Below are 23,383 nucleotides of genomic sequence, written 5' to 3'. Positions count from 1 at the left end.
CGATGCTCGATGCTCACCCGCCGACGCCGGGGGCACATTCGCCAAGCTCCCCGCGATCGCTGATGTCCAGGACTTCGACCTCGTAGCGGTCCGACAACTCCTGGCCGAACGCCATGGCCTCCGGGCCTCCGTCGGTGTCGAGGAGGCCCAGCTCGACGATGCCACCCACGCGCGCCCGGTACTCGGCACGCGGGCTGATCTTCATCGTCGGCGGTGGCCGGAACGGCAGCACGTCATGCAAGACAACCTTGCCGACAACCAGGTACGACCACGGCGCATCCGTGACCTTCAGTTGCGGCGTCGCTCGCGAGACCAGCTGCGACACCTTCGGGAACCCGCGCGCCCGCGCGATCACGTCCGCGACCTCGATATCGGCATACCAGCCGCACTCGCACTCCGGCGCCGGCGGCACGTGCTCCGGGGTGTAGCGGCATTCGGCGGCGGACCATTTCGTCGGCCAGGCCATTTCCCCGTAATACGGGGATCTCAGCACGTCCCCGGTCATTCCCGTCCAAAAGCGAAAGCCGACGGCCGTTTCCAAGCGGCCGAAACCGGGTGCGATCAGCCGGTCATCCAGCCATTCGTGCAGCCCGGGCATCGCGGCCTCGATCGCTGCCAAGGCGTGCTCGAAGTCAGCGCCAAAGACCGGGTTCCGGACGTCCACGCACCTGAGCCGGGCATCGTCGACGCCACGCTCCCGCAACACCCCCACGTGTTCGCGGCCCAACGCCACCACCAGATCGGCGGCGAGATGCTCAGGGCCGACCAGCGCAGCCCGATGGCCCGCCGGGGCGGGATAACCACTCGCGGACAGCACCGAGCACGCTTGCTCATCGGCCGTGTCGCCCACCCACGCGAGCGTGCCCGCACTGGAGATCCGCACCACATCTTCCAGACCACGCTCCCGCAGCTGCTCGGCGAACAGCGCCGCGGCCATCACCGATCGAGCGCGGTTGAAACTGCATACGAACGCGACGTGCAGCCTTGGATTACCCACCGTCCGCACCGCATCCCACGCAGCGCAGCGAGCTCATGGAAGTCCTTCAATCGAGGGTGACCGTTGTATGCGACTCGCCTCGAGCAGATTTGAGTCGGTCGCCAGCTTATCGGTGGGGTCTCGGGTCAGCCGCTCCGCTGTCGTGCCAGGACAAACGCCTCGATGTGGCGCGTTCCGGCCCGCGCTTCGTACTTGCGCCAGCCCGGATACAGCTCAAGGCCTTTCGCCCAGATCTCGTCGCGCTCGCCGGGCGCGGCGAGCCGCGCGTTCGCGTGCCAGCTATCCCGGCCGATGGCCACCGTCGCTTCGGGGTGGGCCTTGAGGTTGTGGTACCAGGAGGGGTGCTTGGTGCCGCCGAAGTTGGACGCGATGAGGGCCAGGCCGTCCGGGTGCGGGATTCCGTACACGGCGACGGTGCGCGGCTCACCGGATCGCGCGCCGGTGGTGGTGAGCATGACCACCGGGATGCCGGTTGCCAGCCCGGCGAAGCTGGTTCTGCCCCCGCTGACCCGGGTGATGACCCGGTCGAGGTGGTGCGCCGTGGGGCGAAGGAGCGCGACACCCACCGGTGTCGACGCGAAGCGACGCATCATCCGGTGAAACGGATTGGCATTGTCGAAGGACTGGCCGGGCATGGTGTCATTGTGAACCGACCCGGGGCGGCTCAGGGTCGATTCGACCAGCTGAGAATCCCCATGAAACGCGCCACAAGCGTCGCTTACGACACTAAGCTGCAGCTCGTGGGCAAGAACGTGTTTGCCAACGGCCGGGGGCGCTGGCTGGCGATCATGGCCTCGTTCGTGCTTGCGGCCGGCATGGTCTACGCCCAAGACACAAAGCCGCGATGCTGCGCGCCGAACGCCGTGGCCGCGGCCCCCACCACAGCGGTCGCCGCGCCGCCCAATGCCGTCCCGCCCAACACCCCGCACACTGCCACTCCCGCGGAAGTCGAGATGCTGGCCGCGAACGCGCCCGCCGCCGCCCAGCAGTTCCAGGTCGCGTTGCCCCACGGCCTGGCTTCGGAGGACCGGCTCCAGGTCAAGACGATCTGGGCGGAGCGAGCCATCAGCGTGCTGTTTCCGCAGATCAAGACGATCTACGGGTACCGCGAAGATCCCCTGCCGTGGCATCCCAACGGGTTGGCGATCGACGTGATGATCCCGAACCACAACAGCCTCGAGGGCATCGAGCTGGGCAACCAGATCGCCGGGTACGCCCTGGCGAACGCGAAGCGATGGGGAATCAACCACGTGATCTGGCGGCAGAAGATCTATCCGGGCGTCGGAGGAGGCAGCTGGACCGCCGACCTCGGGTCGGAAACCCTCAACCACTACGACCACGTCCACATCGCCACCAACGGCGGCGGCTACCCGACCGGGCACGAGGTCTATTACATCGCCTCGATGACGCCCGCGCCCAACCAGTGACACGCCGGACCCGGCGGGTCCCCGCATTGCGTCATGGCCGCCGCAGCAGGAACAGGCCGTAGGCGGCGACGGACTGCGCGTCGGCGATCACTCCGGAACGGATCATCTGCTCGACGTCCTCGCGATCGAACCAGGCGCTGCGCAGGTCCTGTTCCTCGTGCTCGAGGTCCGGCTCGCCCTCGACGATTCCGGTGGCCAGGAACACCCACCCGCGCTGGCTCGTCATGCCCGGTGCGACGTCGAGCTGGCCGAGGACCTCGAACGACGTCGCGCTCAATCCCGTTTCCTCGCGCAACTCACGCGCGGCCAGCTCGGAGGGGTCCGTGTCCGCCAAACCGGGTGCGGTTCCTTGCGGGAATTCCCAGCGTCGCGCCCCGAGCGGGTACCGAAACTGCTCGACCAGCCGGAAGCGGTGCCCGTCGAACGGCATCACCAGCGCATAGTCGGGCTTGTCCACCACGCCGTAAATGCCGGGGCTGCCGTCCGGGCGACGGATGTCGTCTTCGCGGAGCACCATCCATTGGCTCCGGTAGACCTCGCGGGACGCGACGCATTCGATGAAGTGCACCCGCCCAGTATCACTGCCGGCCCACGACGCGTCCCATCACCGGGGGGCCGTGAAGCGGTCGTACGTTCGGCGCAGTGCGCCGCGGTCGACGGAATGCAACACGCTGGCGAGGGCCCCGAAGACGTCGACGTGTCCGACGGTGGGATCCGCCGTTTCGCCGCGGGTGTATTCCCACGGCAGGGATCGTCCGCGGCGCAGCACCTCGCCGAGATACCACACCGCGCCGTCGACGAACGGGGCATTGCGTTCCTCGTCCAGGAGCTGTTCGGGTGTCGGGGCCTTCTGAACGAGCAGCTCTTCCAGCGCATCGAGGGACTCCGGGGAGAAGTCCCAGACGGCATCGCCGCCGTAATGGCTTGCCCAGACCGGGAATTGGGCACCCCGCTCGGCAAGCCAGCACCGCAAGTATTCGCCATTCGAAAAGCGTTGTGTCGCTTGTTGTTTGGCGCACAATCGGCGTTTGGTGGATTCTTCGACCCGGTCGCGCATCTCGGCCACCCAGCGGAGGTCCTCGACACGGTCCCGCCACTTCGCCAGTTCCTCCTGGGCGGCGACGGTCAGCGGGCTGTCGTCACCGAAGACCCGGGCTTCGTCGTCGGCCAGGGCTTGCCAGGTGGCAACCTTGTCCCGGTAGTCCTCGGGTTCGGACTCCCACAGCGCGATCGTGTGCCGTGCGATCAACGTGTGGCGGTGGTCGTGGCCCAGCTTCTCTCGCATCACCTCGACCAGCGACTCGAGTTGGGCCATGGCCCCGGCGGCGTCCACCGATTCGCCGTGCCATTGCGCCAGCGACAACCGCATCCCCAGCGTGTCCTCGTGGTGTTCGCCGAGCACCCGGCGCCGCGCGGCAAGGACGCGCTCACCCTCGGCGATGGCACCCGGGTAGTCACCGAGCTCCTTGCGCTGGTGCGCCACCCGGTCCCTGGACGTCAGCACGGTCGGGTGCTCGGCGCCCAGCACGCCTTCTTCGTCGGCCAACAGCTGCGACCATTCGGCCAGGGCGGCGCGCCCCTCGGGCTGCGGCCGGTCCGCGAACATGTGACGCGCCGTCAACGTGGTGATGTGGTTGCGCCCGAGCACCTCCTCGAGTTCGGGTACCAGCTGCTCGAGAGCGGCATACGCCCCGGCCTGGTCTCCCATCTGCAGCTGCAGGTGCACCAGCGCGAGCTCCATGTCCAACACGTTGGGATGGCGCTCCCCCAGGATCGGCCGGCACAGCGCGACCAGCTCGTTCATCAGCGGCAAAGCCCCGGCGAAGTCGGCCGCGGCGATGCGCTCCGAGATGAGCCGGGTCAAGGCGGCGAGCGGCCCGGGCAGTTCCGGCTGCGTCATATCGCTATCGAATCTCGCGCGCGGCGCCGTGGCAATTCACCCCGCCTTCGGCGTCACCGGTGTCGCGCTGGCATGAATCGGCACGGTGCCCGATAGTCATAGGAACAAAACGCCAACGTCAGCAGAGGTGGGGGCTATGCCGGACGCCCGGGAGCGGGGGTGACCTTGCGCGGCCACATCATCGTCAGCGGCGACGACGCGCTGGCCACCACGATCGTCGAGGAGCTCAACACCGCCGGCATGCACATCGTCAAGGTCCGCACCGCCGGTGAGCTCGAAACCGTCGGGGTCACCCGCGCTCTCGCCGTGATCTGCGTCGGGGACGACGACGCGACCAACCTGGAAATCGCGCTGCTGGCACGCAAGGCCAACCCGCGCGTGCGGGTGGTGGCGCGGCTGGCCAATGACGTGCTGCGCACGGCCATGGCCGCCGACAAGCGCCCAGGGGCGATCCTGGACGTCGCCGACCTGGCGGCGCCCTCGGTCGTCGAGGCGTGTCTGGCGCACACCGTGCACCCGTTCGAGGCGGCGGGCATCGAGTTCGTCGTCTCCGGCGCCGCGGCGCCGTACAGCGCGACGCTGCGCGAGATCTACGGCGACCTGGCGCCGGTGGCGGTGATTCACGGCGAGAACTGCGCCACCCCGGGAGAGGTGGTGTCCTGTCCGGGCCGCGACCTGCCGATCCACGCCGGCGACTGGACCGCGATGATCGGCACCGCCGACGAACTGGCCGCCCGCGGCATCAGGGTTCCGCGGCCCACGGTGACGCGATATCGCCTGACCCGGCTGCGCAGAGCGCTCGACGGCGCGCGCGCCCTGCGTGACGACGTCAACCCGATGTTCGCGCGGGCGTTGCTGGCGGCGGCGTGCCTGCTGATCGGGTCGACGGTGGTGCTGCGGTTCAGCTACCAGCCGCATCCGAAGATGACGTGGCTCGACGCGCTGTATTTCAGCACGGAGACGATCGCGACGGTGGGGTACGGCGACTTCAGCTTCCTGCAGCAGCCCACCTGGCTGCGGCTGTTCAGCATCATGTTGATGTTCGCCGGTGTGACGACCACCGCGCTTCTGGTCGCCTTCATCGCCGACCTGCTGCTATCGCGGCGTTTCGCCCATTCGGTCGGCCGCCGCCGGGCGCGCCACCTGCGCAACCACGTCATCGTCGTCGGGCTGGGTTCGTTCGGCAGCCGCGTGATCGCCGACTTGAGGTCGGCCGGGTACGACGTCGCGGTGATCGAGCGCGACGAGAACAACCGGTTTCTGTCGACGGCGGCCGACCTTGACGTGCCGGTGATCTTCGGCGACGCGACGCTGCGCCAGACGCTGGAGGCGGCGCGCGTCGACCACGCCCGCGCGGTGGCGGTGCTGACGCAGGACGACATGGTCAACATCGAGACCGGGATCGTGCTGCGCGAGATGCTGGGACCCCGGGTGAAGCCCGAAGTCGTGCGGCCCGACGTTCCCCTGGTCCTCCGGGTCTATGACCGTGCGCTGGGTGCCGCGGTGGCGCAGCGGTTCGGCTTCGAAAACGTCCGGTCCACCGTCGAACTGGCCGCGCCATGGTTCATCGGCGCCGCGATGGGCCTGCAGGTGCTGGGCACCTTTTCCGTCGGGCAGCGCTCGTTCATGATCGGCGGGATGCACGTGGCCCCCGGCAGCGAACTCGACGGGCTGAAGATGTTCGAACTGTCGACGCAAACCCGCGTCATCGCGATCACCCGCCAGGACGCGCCGGTCGAGCTCCACCCGCGCCGTGACGCCTGGCTGCGGGGCGGCGACACCGTCTACCTGGTCGGCCCGTACCGCGAACTGCTGGCGACGCTGCGCAAGGGTCAGCCTCCGCAGCAGCCGGCGGCGGGCGACGACCAGCGCGCGTCGGCCTAACCCTAGATCTTGGCCGCCACGTCCGCCGCGCGGCTGAGCTGGTCGACGTCCGAGCTGGTCGGGATGAGCTGCACCTCGTCGGCCCCGATGGCCTCGAACTTGCGCAGCACCGCCAGCAGCTCGTCCTCGGTGCCGGCCCAGCCGGTCGTCGGCGCCATCGCGTCGACGTATTCCCCCGGTATCCAGTTCATGTAGCGCCGCAGATGACGATGCACCTGGGCGCGGGCCTGCTCGGGCGAGCCGAACGCGAACCAGAACGACGTCACCAGGTGTGGTTTGCCCTTGCCCGCCCGCGCCCACGCGTCGCGCGCGACGTCGAACAGCTCGTTCTGCTTGGCGGGATCCAGGTCCAGGGTGGTCCCGGCCAGCCCCGCGGCCCAGGAAGCGGCGCTGCGGATGGTCTTCGGGCCGATGCTGCCCACCAACAGCGGCGGACCGCCGGGCTGCACCGGCGCGGGCCCGACCGGCAGGACCGAGTCGGTGAGCTTCTCCCCGGCCCACACCCGCTTCATCACGGCCACGCGTTCGGCCATGTCGCGCATGGTCTGCGTCGCCGGGTCGGCGCCGACGGCGTGGTAGTCCTCGTGCCTGCCGCCCACGCCGATCCCCACGCTCAGCCGCCCACCACAGAGCATGTCCCCGGTCGCCAGCGCCTTGGCCAGCATGACGGGATCGTGCAGCTGCGGGACGATCACGGTCGTCAGCAGCCGCACCCGGCTGGTCCAGGCGGCCAGCGCTCCGAGCAGGGTGAGGTTGTCCGGGTTGTCGAATGCGATCCGCTCGCCCCAGCACAGCGATGAGAACGGGCCCTCGTCGATCGCGCGCGCCCAACTCTCCAAAATTTCCGCATCCAAGTCCGGTTCCATCACCGGCAGCGTCATCGCAATCCGCACGACGGCGATTCTGGCATGGCAGTCAACATCCGGGTGCGCAAGTGGCAGCATGGAGCAGATGGGTTTCACCAGCACTTCCATCGCGCACGTCCGCCTCACCGTCACCGATATCGAGCGGTCCCGACAGTTTTACGAGAGCGTGTTCGCCTGGCCGGTGCTCCTCGAGGTGCCCGACAACGCCGACGAGGCCACCCGCAACCAGTTGAGCTTCCTGTTCGGTGGCGTCATCTACGACCTCGGTGGCACGCTGCTCGGACTGCGGCCCGTCGCTGCCGACCGCTTCGACGAAGACCGCACCGGGCTCGACCACATCGCGTTCCGGGTCGCCAGCAAGGACGAATTGGATTCCGCCGCAGCCCATCTCGATGATCTGGGCGTCTCTCACGAGCCGGTCAAGGACATCGGGCCGTCCTACATCCTGCAGTTCCGCGACCCCGACAACATCGCCCTGGAGCTCACAGCACCCAAATAGGAGGAGCATGGCCATCAGTTTCAACCACACGATCGTCGCCTCCCGCGACAAGCGCAAGTCCGCGGAATTCCTCGCCGAATTGTTCGGCCTGCCGGACCCAAAGCCGTTCGGCCACTTCATGGTTGTCCAACTCGAGCACGACGCCAGCCTGGACTACGCGGACGCCTCCGACGGCGGGGAGATCCCGCGGCAGCATTACGCCTTCCTGGTGTCCGAAGAGGAATTCGACACGATCTACGGAAAGATCCAGTCACGAGGCCTGGAGCACTGGGCCGACCCCGGCGCCAGACGGCCCGGCGAGATCAACCATAGGGACGGTGGGCGCGGCGTGTACTTCCTGGACCCCTCGGGGCATGCCATGGAGATTCTCACCCACCCCTACGGGGCGGGAGGCCAGCGGTAGCGGTTATTCGCCCGCGCGCGGTGTACCGTGCCGCACGCTCTCCTGCGTCCGGTAGTCCTCGGCGAACTGCGCGACGTGTCTGGGCAGGGCGTTGGCGGCGACGTCGGCCAGCGTGGTTTCCTCCAGCACCGAGCGCATGCTGGCGCGCAACGCCCGCCAGACGTCGGTGAGCGCCGCGGTGGGGCCCGAGTAGGGCAGGTCGCCCAGACCGATGTCACGCACGCTGGCCAGTGGCCCGTCGATGCAGCGCAACACGTCGGCGATGCTGATCTCGTTGCCGGGGCGGGCCAGTTCGTAACCGCCCTCGCGGCCCCGATGGCTTCTCACCAGGCGGTCGGTGCGCAGGTTGGTCAGGATGTCGACGAGAAACTGCGGCGGTATGCCCTGCGCCTGGGCCAAGTCGTCGGTTTTCACCAACGTCCCGTGGGGGACCGTGGCGAGCTGGACCATGGCCCGCACCGCGTACTCCGCCTTCGCCGACATGCGCACTCTCAGGATTGTGCCACCCGAGGTGCGAAATTCGGCGTAGCCGGGCGCACTATCCGCGCGATTCGAGCAGATCGACGATGCTTAGTGCCTGCTCCTCGACGGTGCGGTCCGGCGTCAGCCGCAGGTCGGGGTTGGCCGGCGGTTGATACGGGCTGTCGATGCCGGTGAAGTGTGCGATCTCGCCCGCGCGGGCCCTGGCGTAGAGCCCCTTCGGATCACGTTGCTCGCATTCTTCGATGGGGGTGTCACAGAACACCTCGACGAAGTCGAACCCCGCGGCCGCGTGCACATTACGGGCCATCTCGCGCTGTTCGGTCAGCGGGCTGATGGCGGGCACCAGCACGACGTTGCCGCAGTCGGCGAGCAGAGCCGCCACATGCGCCAGCCGGCGCAGGTTCTCGGCGCGGTCGGCCATGCTGAAGCCCAGGTCGGCATTCAAGCCGTGCCGCAGGTTGTCGCCGTCGAGAACGTAAGCGGGGATGCCCTTTTCGAGCAGCTTCTGCTCGACCAGCATCGCTACCGAGGACTTGCCGGATCCCGACAGACCGGTGAACCATACGGTCCTGCCCCGCGGCCGGGCTTCGGCGACGGCCGATGACTTGTGCCGCACGGTGTTCGGGCTCGCCGTCTGCACCGAGACGTCACGCAGCACCATGCCCGCGGCGACGGTGCCGTTGGTGTGCGGGTCGATCAGGATGAATGAGCCCGTGCTGGCGTTGCGGGTGTACTCGTCGAGCAACAGGGGCACCTGGGTGCGCAGCGAGATGCGACCAAGTTCGTTGAGCTGCAACGCGTTTGCAGTCTTGTCGCGGTGCAGGGTGTTCACGTCCAGGCGGTAGTCCAGCCCGGTCACCCTCGCGCGGGTGGTGCGGGTGGTGTGCTTGATGACGTATTCGCGGCCGGGCTCCAGCGTCGCCTCGTCGGCCATCCAGCACACGGTCGCGTCGAATTCCTGGGCGATCCGGGGCTGGTTGTTGCTGCGGGCGATGAGATCACCGCGCGAGATATCGATCTCGTCGGCAAGGCTGATCGACACGGCCATCGGCGGAAACGCTTCTTCGACAGGACCGTTCGGCCCGTCGATCGCGGTGATACGGGTGGTCTTGCCGATCGGCAGGACGACGACCTCGTCACCGGCACGCATGACCCCGCTGGCCACGGTGCCGGCATAGCTGCGGTGGTCTTGGTGTTCGCGGGTGTGCGGCCGGATGACGTACTGGACCGGGAATCGCACGTCGACCAGGTTGCGGTCGCCGGCGATGTAGACCTCCTCCAGGTGCGACAGCAACGCCGGACCCTCGTACCAGGGCGTCTGGTCCGACTTGGACACCACGTTGTCGCCGTGCAACGCCGAAAGCGGGATGGTGGCCACGTCGTGCACGTCCAGGCGCGCGGCGAACGCGTGGAATTCGTCCCGGATCGCCTCGAATTTGTCTCTGTCCCAGCCGATCAGGTCCATCTTGTTCACGGCGAGCACGATGTGCTGGATGCCCAGCAACGAGGCCAGGAAGGCGTGCCGGCGAGACTGCTCCAGCAGGCCGTGCCGGGCGTCGACGAGCACGATCACCAATTGCGCGGTCGACGCGCCGGTCACCATGTTGCGGGTGTACTGGATGTGGCCCGGGGTGTCGGCGATGATGAATTTCCGCTTGGGAGTGGCGAAGTAGCGGTAGGCGACGTCGATCGTGATGCCCTGCTCGCGTTCGGCGCGCAAGCCGTCCGTCACCAGCGCCAGGTCGGTGTAGTCGTGGCCGCGCTCCTTGGACGTCTGCTCCACCGCGGCCCACTGGTCCTCCATGACGGCCTTGGAGTCGTAGAGCAGGCGCCCGATCAGCGTGGACTTGCCGTCGTCGACGGAACCCGCGGTGGCCAGGCGAAGCAGCGTGGTGGGTGTGGCCATCAGAAGTACCCCTGCCGTTTGCGATCTTCCATGCCGGCTTCCGAGATTCGGTCGTCGGCCCTGGTGGCACCCCGTTCGGTCAACCGGGACACCGCGGTCTCGGCGATGACCTCCTCCACCGTCGAGGCCTCCGATTCCACGCATCCGGTGCAGGTGACGTCGCCGACCGTGCGGAAACGGACCGTCGCTTCGAACACCGGCTCGTCGTCGCGGGGTTGCATGTGCCGGTCGACGGCCAGCAGCATGCCGTCGCGGCGAAACACCTTGCGCCGGTGGGCGTAATAGATCGACGGCAGCGCGATGTTCTCGGCACCGATGTAGGACCAGATGTCGAACTCGGTCCAGTTGGACAGCGGGAAGGCCCGGATGTGCTCGCCCTTGTGATGCCGGCCGTTGTAGATGTTCCACAGCTCGGGCCGTTGCGCCTTCGGGTCCCACTGGCCGAACTCGTCGCGGAAGCTGAACACCCGCTCCTTGGCGCGCGCCTTCTCCTCGTCGCGGCGCGCTCCGCCGAACGCCGCGTCGAACTTGTTTTCCCGGATGGCGCGCAGCAGCGTCACGGTCTGGATCGGGTTGCGTCCCTGCTTCGGCTCGACGACGCGGCCGGCGTCGATGTCCTCCTGGACCGACGCGACCACCAGGCGCACCCCGTGCTCGGCGACCAGCTCGTCGCGGGTGGCGATCACCTCGTCGAAGTTGTGGCCGGTGTCGACGTGCATCACCGGGAACGGCAACCTCCCGGGCTTAAACGCCCGCAGTGCCAGGTGCAGCATGACGATGGAGTCCTTGCCGCCAGAGAACAACAGCACCGGCCGCTCGAACTCGGCGGCCACCTCCCGGATGATGTGGATCGCTTCGGCCTCCAGCGAGCGCAGATGGCTCAACTCGTACTGGCCGGCGGCGGGGGCCGCCTTCAGATCGCTGGTCATAGCTTCCTCGGGTAAACCTGGTAGAGTCGGTCAAGTTTAGCAGCTTTGCCATCCATGGCATCAGCTCGGGGCGACGGTTGTCAAGTGGGGGCCGCTCATGGCGCGGACGACGGTCATCCGACGGATCGGGTCAAGACCGGCGGCGACCCTTTTCCGGCCGATGCCTGGTACGAAAGCATCAACGGATGACCTCCGACGCTGCACCCGACCGCCCATCATCGAGTGGCCGTGACGTCATCGCGCAGTTCCTCCCCCAATCACCGTTCGTCGCCAAGCTGGGCATCGTCGCCGACCGGCTCGACGACCGCGAGGTGAGGTTGCGGCTGCCGTGGGACGCCTCGAACGTGACGATCGGTGACATGGTCCACGGGGGCGCGATCGCCACCCTCGCCGATGTCACCGTCATGGCGGCGGCACGGTGCGGCGCGCAGGCACCCCCGGAACTGCGTGGGGTGACCGTCTCGATGGCCTTGGATTTCATGGCGCCGGCCCGGGCCACCGACGTGATCGGCGTGGGCCGGGTGTTGCGGCGCGGCCGGTCGCTGGTCAACTGCGAGGCCGAGATCGTGGACGCGCGGGGCAAGCTCGTGGCGAAGGCCCTCGCCACCTACAAGGTGGGCTGAGCGCTAGACCTTGACTTCCTCGAGCTTTCCCGTGGCGACGTCGAAGACGAATCCGCGCACGGACTCGTGCTTGGTCACGAACGGGCTGTTGCCGATGCGCCGCAACGACTGCCGGACGTCCTCGGCAACGTCGGGGAAGGCTTCGGGCGCCCACGCCGGCTTGACACCGGTCTCCTCTTGAATGGCGCGCTTGAAGTCGTCGTCGGTGAAGGTCAGCATCCCGCAGTCGGTGTGGTGGATCAGGACGATCTCCCGGGTCCCCAGTAACCGCTGGCTGATGGCCAGCGACCGGATCACGTCGTCGGTGACCACCCCGCCGGCGTTGCGGATAACGTGTGCCTCCCCCTCGTTGAGGCCGAGGGCGCGGTACACGTCGAGCCGGGCGTCCATGCAGGCGACTACCGCGACGTGCTTGGCCGGCGACATCGGCAGCGGGCCGTGGAAGCTGCTCGCATAGTGCGCGTTGTTGGCCAGGAAGTCGTCGGTAACCGTCACGCAAGCCTCCTCGGAATGTCGCAGCACGCGAATTTGCTGCCCACATCGGTGCCGCGGTGATGTTAACAACGGGCCATCATCAATTGACGCATGAAAATCAGCGGGATCACAAGGATCGACGGCCGAACCGGGCCGGTGCGGGCCGGAATCGTTAACCTGTCCCAATGCGGGTCGGGCGGTGCGATCGGAGATGATTCGCTTCTTGGCGCGCCGGTTGCTCAACTACGTCGTGCTGCTGGCGCTGGCATCGTTTCTCACGTTTTGCCTGACATCGGTGGCCTTCCGCCCACTGGACAGCCTCTTGCAGCGCAGTCCACGGCCGCCGCAGTCTGTCATCGACGCCAAGGCGCACGCGCTCAACCTCGACAAGCCGATACCGATCCGCTATGCGCAGTGGGCCTCGCACGCCGTGCGCGGCGACTTCGGCAAGACCATCACCGGGCAGCCCGTCGGCGCCACACTCTGGCGGCGCGTCGGAGTCACCCTGCGGCTCCTGGTCGTGGGGTCACTGGCGGGCACCGTCCTGGGCATCGTGGCCGGGGCCTGGGGGGCCATCCGCCAATACCGAATCAGTGACCGCCTCGTCACGATGGCGGCGCTGCTGGTGCTGAGCACTCCGACGTTCGTCATCGCCAGCCTCTTGATCCTCGGCGCATTGCGGGTGAACTGGGCTTTGGGCGTGCACCTTTTCGACTACACCGGGGAAACCTCGCCGGGCGTCGACGGCGGGGCCTGGCACCAGGTGGTGGACCGGTTGCGGCACCTCATCCTGCCCACGCTCACCCTGACCTTGGCGGCCGCCGCCGGGTACAGCCGTTATCAGCGCAACGCGATGCTCGACGTCCTGGGCCAGGATTTCATTCGCACGGCGCGCGCCAAGGGGCTCACCCGCCGGCGCGCACTGGTGAAGCACGGACTGCGCACGGCGCTGATACCGTTGGCCACCCTGTTCGCCTACGGGGTCGCCGGACTGGTGACCGGCGCGGTGTTCGTGGAGAAGATCTTCGGCTGGCACGGCATGGGCGAATGGCTGGTGCAGGGCATCGCGACGCAGGACACCTACATCATCGCCGCCATTACGCTGTTTTCCGGCACGGTCGTGCTGTTGGCGGGTCTGCTCTCCGACGTCTTCTACGCAGCCCTCGATCCCAGGGTGCGGGTGTCATGACGGCCGAGCCCAAAGTGGAAGGTGCTCAGGGGATCTCGTCCCCGAAACCATCGGAGTTCACCTCGCGCCGCACCCTGGTGCTGCGCAGGTTCGTGCGCAACCGGTTGGCTGTCGCGGCGCTCACCCTGCTGGTGCTGCTGTTCGTCGGCTGTTACGCACTGCCGGGCGTGCTGCCGTATTCCTATGACGACCTCGACTTCGACGCGCTGTTACAACCGCCGAACGCCCGGCACTGGCTGGGCACCAACGCGCTGGGGCAGGACCTGCTGGCACAAATCCTGCGGGGCATGCAGAAGTCGATGCTGATCGGTGTGTGCGTCGCGGTCATCTCGACCGGCATTGCCGCCACGGTCGGCTCGATCGCGGGCTATTTCGGTGGCTGGCGGGACCGGGCGCTGATGTGGCTGGTCGACCTGCTGTTGGTGGTGCCCAGCTTCATCCTCATCGCGATCGTCACTCCGCGAACCAAGAGCTCCGCCAACATCGGAATGCTTGTCTTGCTGCTCGCCGGCTTCGGCTGGATGATCAGCTCGCGCATGGTGCGCGGCATGACCATGAGTCTGCGTGAACGCGAATTCATCAGGGCCGCAAGGTACATGGGCGTGTCGAGTCGGCGGATCATCCTGCGCCACGTGGTGCCCAACGTGGCCTCGATCCTGATCATCGACGCCGCCCTCAACGTCGCCTCGGCCATCCTGGCCGAGACCGGGCTGAGCTTTCTCGGTTTCGGGATTCAGCCGCCGGACGTGTCGCTGGGCACGCTGATCGCCAACGGCACCCAGTCCGCGACCACCTTCCCGTGGGTGTTCCTGTTTCCCGCGGGGGTGCTGGTGCTGATCCTGGTGTGCGCCAACGTGACCGGCGACGGCCTGCGCGACGCGCTGGACCCCGGCAGCGGCATGTTGCGGGGCGGCACCCGTTGACCGCGCTGCTCGAGGTGGCCGATCTGGCCGTCAGTTTCCCGACGGACGGTGAACCGGTGACCGCGGTGCGCGGCATCAGCTACAGCATCGCCCCGGGCGAGGTCGTGGCGATGGTCGGCGAATCCGGTTCGGGCAAGTCGGTTTCGGCGATGGCGGTGGTCGGCCTGCTACCGGAGTACGCGCGGGTGCGCGGCTCGGTGCGGTTGCACGACACCGAGTTGCTGGGCCTGGGCGACGACGCGATGTCGCGGTTCCGCGGCAAGGCGGTCGGCATGGTGTTCCAGGATCCGATGTCGGCGCTGACTCCCGTCTACACCGTCGGGGACCAGATCGCCGAGGCGATCGAAATTCACCAGCCGCACGTCGGCAAGAAGGCCGCCCGCCGCCGCGCGGTGGAACTCCTCGAGTTGGTCGGTATCGCTCAGCCCGAACGGCGTGCCCGCGCGTTTCCGCACGAGCTGTCCGGCGGCGAGCGGCAGCGGGTGGTCATCGCGATCGCGATCGCCAACGATCCCGACCTGCTGATCTGCGACGAACCCACCACCGCGCTGGACGTCACCGTGCAGGCACAGATCCTCGAGGTGCTCAAGACGGCGCGCGACGTCACCGGCGCCGGCGTGCTGATCATCACCCACGACCTGGGCGTGGTCGCCGAGTTCGCCGACCGGGCGCTGGTCATGTACGCGGGCCGGGTTGTCGAATCCGCCGGAGTGCACGCCCTGTATCGCGATCGCCAAATGCCCTACACCGTAGGCCTGTTGGGCTCGGTCCCGCGGCTCAACGCCACGCAGGGCACCCGGCTGGTGCCCATCCCGGGCGCGCCACCGTCGTTGGTCGGACTGGGACCGGGCTGCCCCTTCGCGCCGCGCTGCCCCCTCGTCATCGAGGAATGCCGCGCGGACGAACCGGAGTTGCTCCCCGTCGGTGCCGACCACCGGGCGGCCTGCATCCGCACCGACCAGGTCAATGGACGCACCGCCGCGGAGATCTACGGTGTCAACACCGAGGCGCATGCCCCCGCGTCCGGCGACTCGTCGGTCGTCGTGCGGGTGCGCGACCTGGTCAAGACCTTTTCCCTGACCAAAGGTGTGGTGTTGCGCCGCAGCGTCGGCGAGGTCCGCGCGGTCGACGGCGTCAGTTTCGAGTTGCGGCAGGGGCGCACCCTCGGCATCGTCGGCGAGTCCGGCTCGGGCAAATCGACCACGCTGCACGAGATCCTGGAATTGGTTGCGCCGCAGTCTGGTTCGATCGAAGTGCTCGGCACCGACGTGGCAACCCTGACCGCGTCGCAACGGCGATCGTTGCGGCGCGACATCCAGGTGGTGTTCCAAGACCCGGTGGCGTCACTGGACCCCCGGCTGCCGGTGTCCGACCTTCTCGCCGAGCCGTTGCTGGCCAACGGCTTCGGTAAGAGCGAGACCAACGCGCGCGTCGCCGAACTGCTCGACATCGTGGGATTGCGCCGAGCGGACGCCGCCCGATATCCCGCCGAGTTCTCCGGCGGGCAGAAGCAGCGCATCGGCATCGCGCGGGCGCTGGCGTTGCAGCCCAAGATCCTGGCGCTCGACGAGCCGGTCTCCGCCCTGGACGTCTCCATTCAGGCCGGCATCATCAACCTGCTGCTCGATCTGCAAGAGCGGTTCGGCCTGTCGTATCTGTTCGTGTCCCATGACCTTTCGGTGGTCAGACACCTCGCGCACCAGGTCGTGGTCATGTATGCCGGCACGATCGTGGAGCAGGGCGACAGCGGCCAGGTGTTCGACAACCCGCGGCACGAGTACACCCGGAGGCTACTGGGGGCCGTGCCACAACCGGATCCGGGCAGACGTGTCTAGGCGGGTCGCGACGGCGATCGTCGTTGTGGCGCTTGTGGTGTCCGGTTGCTCGCCGGCCATCAACCTGGCGCCCGAAAACGGCCGTAGCGCGGAGATCGGCACCACCAGCGACATCAACCCGCAGGACCCCGCCACGCTGCAAGACGGCGGCAGCCTGCGGCTGGCGCTCAGCGACTTCCCACCCAATTTCAACATCCTGCACATCGACGGCAACTCGGCCGAAGTCGCCGCGATGATGAAGGCCACCCTGCCCCGGGCCTTCATCATCGGTGCGGACGGCTCGACCACGGTGGACACCGACTACTTCGCCAGCGTCGAACTCACCGGGACCGCACCGCAGGTGGTGACCTACACGATCAACCCGCGCGCGGTGTGGTCCGACGGCACACCGATCACGTGGGAAGACATCGCCAGCCAGATCCACGCGTTGAGCGGCGCCGACAAGACGTTCGAGATCGCCGGGCCCAGCGGCGCGGACCGGGTCGCGTCGGTCACCCGGGGTGTCGACGACCGGCAAGCCGTGGTGACCTTCGCCAAGCCGTACGCCGAGTGGCGCGGCATGTTCGCCGGTAACGGCATGCTGCTGCCCAGGAGCATGACGGCCACGCCGGAGGCGTTCAACAAGGGCCAGCTCGAGGGGCCCGGACCGTCGGCGGGCCCCTTCATCGTCACGTCGCTGGACCGGACGACACAGCGGATCGTCTTGTCGCGCAACCCGAAATGGTGGGGTTCCCGGCCGCGACTGGACAACATCACCTACCTGGTACTCGATGATGCCGCGCGGCTGCCGGCCCTGCAGAACAACACCATCGACGCGTCCGGCGTCGGTTCCGTCGACCAGCTGACCATCGCGCAACGCACGAAGGGGATCTCGATCCGGCGCGCCCCCGCGCCCGCATGGTCTCACTTCACGTTCAACGGCGCCCCGGGATCGATCCTGGCCGACAAGGCGCTGCGCCTCGCGGTGGCCAAGGGCATCGACCGTCGCACCATCGCCAAGGTCGTCCAATACGGCCTCACGAGCGATCCGGTGGCGTTGGGCAACCACATCTACGTCGCCGGGCAGAAGGGCTACCAGGACAACAGCGCGGTCCTCCCCTATGACCCGGAGCAGGCCAAGCGGGAGCTCGACGCCCTGGGCTGGAAGCTGAACGGCCAGTTCCGGGAGAGGAACGGTCGCCCGCTGGTCATTCGCGATCTGTTCTATGACGCCCAGGGGAGCCGGCAGTTCGCCCAGATCGCCCAGCACAGCCTCGCGCAGATCGGCGTCAAGCTCGAACTGGTGTCCAGATCCGGCAGCGGGTTCTTCACCAACTACATCAACGTCGGGGCTTTCGACATCGCCCAATTCGGTTGGCTCGGTGACGCTTTCCCCCTCTCGGCGCTGACGCAGATCTACCTGTCGGGCGGGGAGAGCAACTTCGGAAAGATCGGCAGCCCCCAGATCGACGCGGCGATCGAGCGGACCCTGCAGGAACTCGACCCCGGCAAGGCCCAGGCGTTGGCCAACGATCTCGACAGACTCATCTGGGCCGAAGGGTTCAGCCTGCCGCTGACGCAGTCGCCGGGCGACGTCGCCGTCCGCAGCACGTTGGCCAATTTCGGCGCCGCCGGTCTGGGCGACCTGCGCTACACCGCCATCGGATTCATGCGCGGGTGATCCGGCGCAGCACCGCCGGGATCGGCAGGGCGCCCTCCACGACGGCGGCCACCGCGATCGCTTTCCACAACAGGCGCAGCTCCGGGCGCTCGGGAAGCGCGTCCAGCGCCGGCGCTTTCGCGGTGAGCCCGTCGAGCTCACCGCGCCACACCGCTCGCGCGATCTCGATCGCGGCGGGCTCGCGAAAGTCCAACGCGCTGTGCGCCATGCTGGGCAGCTTCAACAGCACCGCATGGGGCAGCAGCGCGGCGACCCGCTCGGCGACCGCCAGCGGAGTGATGAGGTCGCGGCCACCGGAAACCACCGCGGTGGGCCAGCCGAAATACGGCATCTCGGCCACCAGGTCGTAAGGCTCGTCCTCGAAAGTCGCCGTCTGGGTGCGCGCTTCGCGTTCCGCCACGGCGGGGTCGAGCGGTAGGCCGTCGGGTTCGGCGGCGTAGTTGAGTTCGCGGAACGCGATGCGGCTCACCAAGTCTTCCTCGTAGCGAAACGGCAGGTTGCTCAGCGTGGCGAACCGGGACAGCGCCCACCACAACAGCTTTCGGCCATCCAGCAGCAGGTCGAGTTGCCGCTCGAGCAGCTCGGCACCGCCGTACCCGTAGATCGTCGCCACCACCTGGGTGGCCGCCGCGGTCATCACCCCCGCGTCGACGAGTTTGCGCATTTTCGGCGCCAGCGCGGCGGTTTCGGGGCTGTCGCCGCGGAGCAAGAGCCGGCGGATCGCGCGACGGACGATCACGATGTCATGCCGCGACAGCAGCGGCGAATCGAGGATCATCGCCCGCACCCGGTTCGGATGCTGCACGCCGAACCCGGACGCGATGTACGTGCCGTACGACGCGCCATAGATGACGGCCGAGTCGACGCGGGCGTCGTCGAGCACGGCGGCGATGTCGTCGACGACCTGGTTCACGGTGATCGCTTCTGGGGGCAGATCCTCGCCGGAGTCGTCGTGGCGGGACATGCCCACTCCGCGGTGCTCGACCATGATGACGTCCAGGCCGGCCGCGGCCGCGCGGCGCCGCAACCTCCGATACATCTGGACCGAGGCCACCCCGGGACCGCCGGGGATGATGACCAGCGGGTGTGCCGACTTCCGGCCGGTGCGCACGTAGTACAGATCGAACTCTTCGCGGCTATCCGGGGAGATCGGCCGACGCACGGGCCGCACACCGGGCAATGCCGCGAGCTTCTCCTGCACCCGGCGCCGCTTCGCATTCATCGTCATCGGTGTCGGCCCGCCATGATCCCATTCTGCCGGGGCCCTCGCCGGGCACCACCGCAGCGGTCCACACGCGACGTTTGACCACTTCGGCGCGCAGGTTTAGGCGCTGAGGTCGATGCGGTGCGCGCCCTTGACGCCGTCATAGCGGTCGGGGCTGCAGGTGAGCACGATCACCTGCCCGTGCGTGCCGACCGTGTCGAAGACCTCCCCCATCTTGGCCAGCCGGTCGGGATCGGTGAAGCCGAGAGCGTCGTCGACCACCACCGGAACGGCGTCCTCCTTGGCGACCAGCGCGGCGCCCGCGAGCCGCGCCAGGATGGCGAGTTGTTCTTTGGCCCCGCCGGACAGTGATTCGTAGGGCACCGTGACGCCGTTGAGCGTGCGACTGCGGATGCAGAGGTCGCTGTCGACGTCGACCTCGAAGGTGGGCCCGAACACCGGGCGGCCGAGTCGTTGCAGCTCGGCGCGATAGGGCTCGACGTACCGCTGCCGGGTGGTGTCGCGGTGGCGGGTCATGACCGAGCGCAGCAGCCTCGCGGCCCTGGCACGGCCGCCGACCCGGATGTGCTCGCTGGCCGCGTGCTCGCGTTCGGATTCCGCGGCGTCGAGCTTGCCCTGGCGGCCCTCGCTGCCGAACACCGAGAGTTCGATCGTGACCTCGCGCAACGCGCGGGCGGCGTCCTCGTAGCGCTCGCGGAGTTCCTCTGTTTCCTGTGTGGCAGCCGTCAATTCGGCCTGCACCGCGTCCGGCCTCGCCGCCGCCAGCCCCTCGGCGAGTGCGGCGTGACGCAGTTCAGCGGCCCGCGTCGCCTGCAGCGCGGCGTCGGCCGCCGACGCGAGGTCGTCGTCGCCGGCCGATGCCCGCTCTCGGGCCAGCCTGTCGGTGGCCGCGGCGAGTTCACCGCGCTGGGTCTCCAGCGTGTTCTGGAGAACGGTTGCGCGGGTGGTCAATTCGGTGAGCCGGGTGGCGGCGGCGGTGGCGTTCTGGCGGCGGTCGTCGCAGTCGGCCACCGCGGCCAGACGTGTGGTCTCCAGCGCCTCGAGTTCGGCGCGGGCGGCGTCGATGTCCGCAGCGGGGAGTTCCGCCCCGGACGGTGGGCCGATACGCAGCTCTGCGAGCCGGGAGCGCAGGTGGTCGATCTCTTCGTCACCGCAGAGCCCGGCCAGGGTGGCGCTCAGCTGGTCGCGGCTACCCTGTAGCTGGCGGCGATGGCGATCGGCGGCGCGGGCGGCCGCGAGGTCGGCTACCCGGCCCTCTGCTAGCGCGGCGGCCAGCTCTTCTTGTGCTGCAGCGTGTTTCGCCTGGACGTCGAGCGTCGTCGCGCCTGGAGTGATCCGCGCAGTCAGGACCCCGGGGACCTGCACTGCGGTGGGTCCGGTGGTCGTGAGGGACCAGGTCTGTCCCTCGGCCAACACGACCCGCTGGTCGCCGACGGAGAGTTCCACGTCCGCGGCGGCGGTGAACTCGACGACAGCGGACGTCGACGCCAGCTGGTCGCCGGTGCGATCGACCGCCGCGGCGGCGTCCTCGATTCGCCGCAGCAGCTGTTCGTTGACGGCGACATTGGAGAGTGCGGCGCACACGTGGTCGCGGTCCCGCTGGATGGCCTCGATCTTGGCCAGCCGGGCGCTCAACCGGTCGGCCTCCTCGCGGTCGGCCAGCGCAGCGACGGCGCGGCGGGCGGATTCCGCGCGGTGATGCAGGCCCGCAAGGGCCTCGGTGGCCTTGCGGGCCGCGACGTCGGCGGCCTCGGCTTCGACGTGCGCGGCCGCATGCTCATCGGTCGCTTGTTGCGCTTGAGCCTCGGCGGCCGCGACACCGGCTGTGCGGACGTCGATTTCGGCGAGCAGTTGCAGCCGTGCATGGTGGGCGGCCGCCGCCGCGGAGCTCGTGGCCGCCGCGGCCGCAGCGATCAACTCGGCCTCGCGCGCCTGGCCGGTGAGTTCGTCGATGCGTTCCGCGGCCTCCCGCGCGGCGGCGAGGCGCGGGCGGGCGGCGATGCGGCGCTGCGACCACTCGGCGACCTGTTCTGTCAACACGGCATGCCGGCACACCCGCTCGTCGACCTCGGCCACCGCCGCCGCGCACTCCGCGACCGCCGCCTCGGCGTCCGCCAGCCGGGTGATCGCCGCGGCCCATTCACCCGTCGGGCGCCCGGTGGGAGTGAAGTAGCGGCCGTACTCGGCGTCGATTCGCTCGATGAGCAGCGGCTCGGTGCCGGACAGCGCCCCGGTGTCGCCGGCCGCCACATCCAGCGCGCGCGAGAGCGCGTCACAGCCCGACAGATCCACCGCCGCGGTCGACGCGGACTGCAGCACCCGCTGGGCGTGCCACAGATCGCTGTCCACCGTCTCGGCCAGCATGGCGCGGACGCGTTCGTGCGCCTCGTCGCCGGTGAGCTGTTCGCGGTGCGGCGCCTGGATCGTCAGCTCGGTTTCACACTTCTTGTGAAACCGCTTGCGGTAGACGAATCGGTAAGGGCCGCAGCTTAATTCGGCGCTCACCTCGGATCCGACATCACTGTTGGTGGGTTTGACCTGCTTGACTTCCTTCTTCGTCGAACGGTCCCTGGACTCGAGCAGCAGGTCCAGCGCCTCGATCATGGACGACTTGCCGATTTCGTTGGCCCCGCAAACCACCACGACGCCGTGGTCGGGGAACTCGATCTCCCGGTGGGCGATGCCGCGGTAATTCGTCAGGACCAAGCGGTGCAACTTCATGCGGCGCCCCGGTCGGTGAGGCGCAGCAACAGCGCCAGTGCCGCCTGCGCGTCGACGGCCGTCTCGGAGTCGCCGTCGCGCGCCGTTACCACCAACTCGTCGACCGCCGCGGCCGCGAATCCGCCGATACCGAGATCGCTGAATTCGCCGTCGGCCGGAATGACCGCCAGATCGGTGTGGCGGTCCCACAGGCCGAGCCAGGCGTACAACCGCGCGTACTTGTCCAGGCAGGCATCGAGCGCGGCGCGGTCGGTGACCGTCAGTGACCCGGTGAGCGCCAACCGCACCACCGTGCGGTCCTTGTCGGTCATCAGATCCAGGTTCATGTCGAGGTCGGCGATGTCGCGGCGGGTGTCGACCTGTCGATGCAAGGTGACGAACCGCCAGCGGCCGACATGTCGCGATTGGACCGTGACGGTGCGGTCCGGGTCCTCATCGTCGATGTCGACGATGAGGACGTGGCCCGGGTCCGATTCCACGTCGTCGAAGTTGGTGACCTCCGGCGCCCCGGAGTACCAGACCCGGCCGGAGTTGCCGACGCGGGTGCGCGAATGCTTGTCGCCCAGTGCCACATAGTGCACCGCGCCGGCCGCCAGCGCGTCGTCGAGGGCGGCGAGCCGGATCAAGGAAGGCTTGTCGCGATCGGGGTCCAGAACGTCGACCCCGCCGTGCGCGACGAGGATCCGGGTGACCGGTTCCGGGGTCAGCGCCTCGAGGACTTCGGCGGCCAGGTCGGTGGTGGGGGCTTTGGATCGCCATGGGGCGGCGACGATCTCCAGTCCGGGCCTTATCTGATGAACGCCGGCCTGGTCGAGGACGATCACGTTGTCTGGACGTTCGGCGGCGAACAGCGCGCTGGTGTAGACGGAGGAGGCATCGAGCGGATCGTGGTTGCCCGGCAGCAGGTAGACCGGAATCCCGATGGCGCGCATGGCTTCCAAGGACTGCCCGACAACCTGTGGGGGAAGCTGATTGTGTTCGAAGACATCACCGGACACCACGACGAACTCGGCGTCCACCTCCGCCGCCAGCGCTCCCAGCCCGGCCACCGCGTCACGCCGGGCCGCAGAGTAGCGCGGCTGGGCGTCCCCGGCCAGGAAGTGCCGGGTCATGCCGAGCTGCCAGTCGGCGGTGTGCAGGAATCGCATGTCGGCGGCCCCCTTTCGGATTGCGTGGCTACCAGGGCATCGCGAGCTTATGTCCGCGCACCGACAAGACGCGGGACCTCGACCGGCAGGTCTCCGAGCGGCTATTTTGCGGGTTTTTTTCGAGTGTGCAGCTGTGGCGGTTTCGCGCCGATTTTTGTCGGTGGGGGTGGCTAGTTTGGCGGTGTGAGTCCAAGTAGTCATCCGGATGTCGACGCGGTGTTCGACGACCTTGATGCGGTCTTGGCCCGCGCCCGGGCGTTACCGGTTGACGCGATGAACGTCGCGCAACAG

General features: G+C 68.3%; 21 protein-coding genes. 9 read left to right on the top strand and 12 right to left on the bottom strand.

What is annotated here, in order from left to right; all coding sequences use genetic code 11:
- Positions 1-13: 13 nt before the first annotated feature.
- Together A5692_RS30335 and A5692_RS05060 are read right to left on the bottom strand one after the other, a co-directional pair.
- Positions 14-997, bottom strand: coding sequence for a hypothetical protein (locus A5692_RS30335; RefSeq protein ID WP_082962374.1), 984 nt, complete (start codon positions 995-997; stop codon positions 14-16).
- Between the two features lie 125 nt (positions 998-1,122).
- A complete protein-coding gene (locus A5692_RS05060; protein WP_068052838.1) occupies positions 1,123-1,632 on the bottom strand; it encodes a nitroreductase family deazaflavin-dependent oxidoreductase in 510 nt (169 codons plus the stop codon).
- A 153-nt stretch (positions 1,633-1,785) separates the two neighbouring features.
- Here A5692_RS05060 and A5692_RS05055 point away from each other — a divergent pair, with 153 nt between their 5' ends.
- Positions 1,786-2,424: a glycoside hydrolase gene (locus A5692_RS05055; protein WP_197514359.1), complete on the top strand. Its 639-nt coding sequence runs from the start codon at positions 1,786-1,788 to the stop codon at positions 2,422-2,424.
- A 31-nt stretch (positions 2,425-2,455) separates the two neighbouring features.
- Here A5692_RS05055 and A5692_RS05050 read toward each other — a convergent pair whose 3' ends face one another.
- Complete coding sequence (locus tag A5692_RS05050; protein WP_231984196.1) at positions 2,456-2,941, bottom strand: NUDIX hydrolase; 486 nt, start codon at positions 2,939-2,941, stop codon at positions 2,456-2,458.
- Between the two features lie 87 nt (positions 2,942-3,028).
- Entirely contained in the window at positions 3,029-4,324 is a 1,296-nt protein-coding gene (locus tag A5692_RS28860) for a tetratricopeptide repeat protein (RefSeq protein WP_068052829.1), read from the bottom strand.
- 159 nt (positions 4,325-4,483) lie between these two features.
- Between A5692_RS28860 and A5692_RS05040 the strand changes: the two genes are divergently transcribed.
- Positions 4,484-6,208 carry an NAD-binding protein gene (locus A5692_RS05040; RefSeq protein WP_197514357.1) on the top strand — a complete coding sequence of 575 codons (1,725 nt, stop codon included), beginning with the start codon at positions 4,484-4,486 and terminating at the stop codon, positions 6,206-6,208.
- A 2-nt stretch (positions 6,209-6,210) separates the two neighbouring features.
- Here A5692_RS05040 and A5692_RS05035 read toward each other — a convergent pair whose 3' ends face one another.
- A complete protein-coding gene (locus A5692_RS05035) occupies positions 6,211-7,089 on the bottom strand; it encodes an LLM class flavin-dependent oxidoreductase (RefSeq protein ID WP_068052827.1) in 879 nt (292 codons plus the stop codon).
- Positions 7,090-7,159: 70 nt separating this feature from the next.
- Here A5692_RS05035 and A5692_RS05030 point away from each other — a divergent pair, with 70 nt between their 5' ends.
- Both A5692_RS05030 and A5692_RS05025 read left to right on the top strand, forming a co-directional pair.
- On the top strand, positions 7,160-7,573 hold the full coding sequence (locus tag A5692_RS05030; protein ID WP_068052877.1) for a VOC family protein: 414 nt from the start codon (positions 7,160-7,162) through the stop codon (positions 7,571-7,573).
- A gap of 7 nt (positions 7,574-7,580) precedes the next feature.
- On the top strand, positions 7,581-7,976 hold the full coding sequence (locus tag A5692_RS05025; RefSeq protein ID WP_068052825.1) for a VOC family protein: 396 nt from the start codon (positions 7,581-7,583) through the stop codon (positions 7,974-7,976).
- Positions 7,977-7,979: 3 nt separating this feature from the next.
- Here A5692_RS05025 and A5692_RS05020 read toward each other — a convergent pair whose 3' ends face one another.
- Genes A5692_RS05020 through cysD form a run of 3 tightly spaced genes read right to left on the bottom strand, consistent with a single transcriptional unit; the run spans position 7,980 to position 11,294 of the window.
- Complete coding sequence (locus tag A5692_RS05020; protein WP_068052822.1) at positions 7,980-8,465, bottom strand: RrF2 family transcriptional regulator; 486 nt, start codon at positions 8,463-8,465, stop codon at positions 7,980-7,982.
- Positions 8,466-8,514: 49 nt separating this feature from the next.
- The gene (gene cysC, locus A5692_RS05015) at positions 8,515-10,365 is read right to left on the bottom strand and encodes an adenylyl-sulfate kinase (RefSeq protein ID WP_068052819.1); all 1,851 of its coding nucleotides are present in this window, start codon (positions 10,363-10,365) and stop codon (positions 8,515-8,517) included.
- Positions 10,365-11,294 carry a sulfate adenylyltransferase subunit CysD gene (gene cysD / locus A5692_RS05010; RefSeq protein WP_068052815.1) on the bottom strand — a complete coding sequence of 310 codons (930 nt, stop codon included), beginning with the start codon at positions 11,292-11,294 and terminating at the stop codon, positions 10,365-10,367. Before cysD ends, cysC begins: the two co-directional genes overlap by 1 nt.
- 185 nt (positions 11,295-11,479) lie before the next feature.
- Here cysD and A5692_RS05005 point away from each other — a divergent pair, with 185 nt between their 5' ends.
- Entirely contained in the window at positions 11,480-11,917 is a 438-nt protein-coding gene (locus A5692_RS05005; RefSeq protein WP_068052810.1) for a PaaI family thioesterase, read from the top strand.
- Positions 11,918-11,920: 3 nt separating this feature from the next.
- Here the strand turns inward: A5692_RS05005 and A5692_RS05000 are convergent, their stop codons facing one another.
- Entirely contained in the window at positions 11,921-12,412 is a 492-nt protein-coding gene (locus tag A5692_RS05000) for a carbonic anhydrase (protein ID WP_068052874.1), read from the bottom strand.
- Between the two features lie 190 nt (positions 12,413-12,602).
- Between A5692_RS05000 and A5692_RS04995 the strand changes: the two genes are divergently transcribed.
- The 4 genes from A5692_RS04995 to A5692_RS04980 are packed head-to-tail and all read left to right on the top strand — an operon-like array spanning position 12,603 to position 17,998.
- Positions 12,603-13,580 (top strand): ABC transporter permease, encoded by a 978-nt coding sequence (locus tag A5692_RS04995; protein WP_068052868.1) that lies wholly within the window; start codon positions 12,603-12,605, stop codon positions 13,578-13,580.
- Positions 13,577-14,503, top strand: coding sequence for an ABC transporter permease (locus A5692_RS04990; protein ID WP_068052807.1), 927 nt, complete (start codon positions 13,577-13,579; stop codon positions 14,501-14,503). The genes A5692_RS04995 and A5692_RS04990 overlap by 4 nt, the downstream gene beginning before the upstream one ends.
- Positions 14,500-16,338, top strand: a complete 1,839-nt coding sequence (locus A5692_RS04985; protein WP_068052804.1) for an ABC transporter ATP-binding protein — start codon at positions 14,500-14,502, stop codon at positions 16,336-16,338. Before A5692_RS04990 ends, A5692_RS04985 begins: the two co-directional genes overlap by 4 nt.
- Complete coding sequence (locus A5692_RS04980) at positions 16,319-17,998, top strand: ABC transporter family substrate-binding protein (RefSeq protein WP_068052871.1); 1,680 nt, start codon at positions 16,319-16,321, stop codon at positions 17,996-17,998. Before A5692_RS04985 ends, A5692_RS04980 begins: the two co-directional genes overlap by 20 nt.
- Here the strand turns inward: A5692_RS04980 and A5692_RS04975 are convergent.
- The 3 genes from A5692_RS04975 to A5692_RS04965 form a co-directional block, all read right to left on the bottom strand.
- Positions 17,985-19,226, bottom strand: a complete 1,242-nt coding sequence (locus A5692_RS04975) for an alpha/beta hydrolase (protein ID WP_068052801.1) — start codon at positions 19,224-19,226, stop codon at positions 17,985-17,987. The two genes, A5692_RS04980 and A5692_RS04975, sit on opposite strands and share 14 nt — an antisense overlap.
- 96 nt (positions 19,227-19,322) lie before the next feature.
- Positions 19,323-21,944, bottom strand: a complete 2,622-nt coding sequence (locus A5692_RS04970; RefSeq protein WP_068052798.1) for an ATP-binding protein — start codon at positions 21,942-21,944, stop codon at positions 19,323-19,325.
- Positions 21,941-23,092, bottom strand: a complete 1,152-nt coding sequence (locus tag A5692_RS04965) for an exonuclease SbcCD subunit D (protein WP_068052796.1) — start codon at positions 23,090-23,092, stop codon at positions 21,941-21,943. Before A5692_RS04965 ends, A5692_RS04970 begins: the two co-directional genes overlap by 4 nt.
- Between the last annotated feature and the right edge of the window lie 291 nt (positions 23,093-23,383).

Origin of the sequence: Mycobacterium sp. E342 (assembly GCF_001667665.1) — a bacterium.
GTDB lineage: Bacteria > Actinomycetota > Actinomycetes > Mycobacteriales > Mycobacteriaceae > Mycobacterium.
This window is presented reverse-complemented; position numbering and strand designations above follow the sequence as displayed.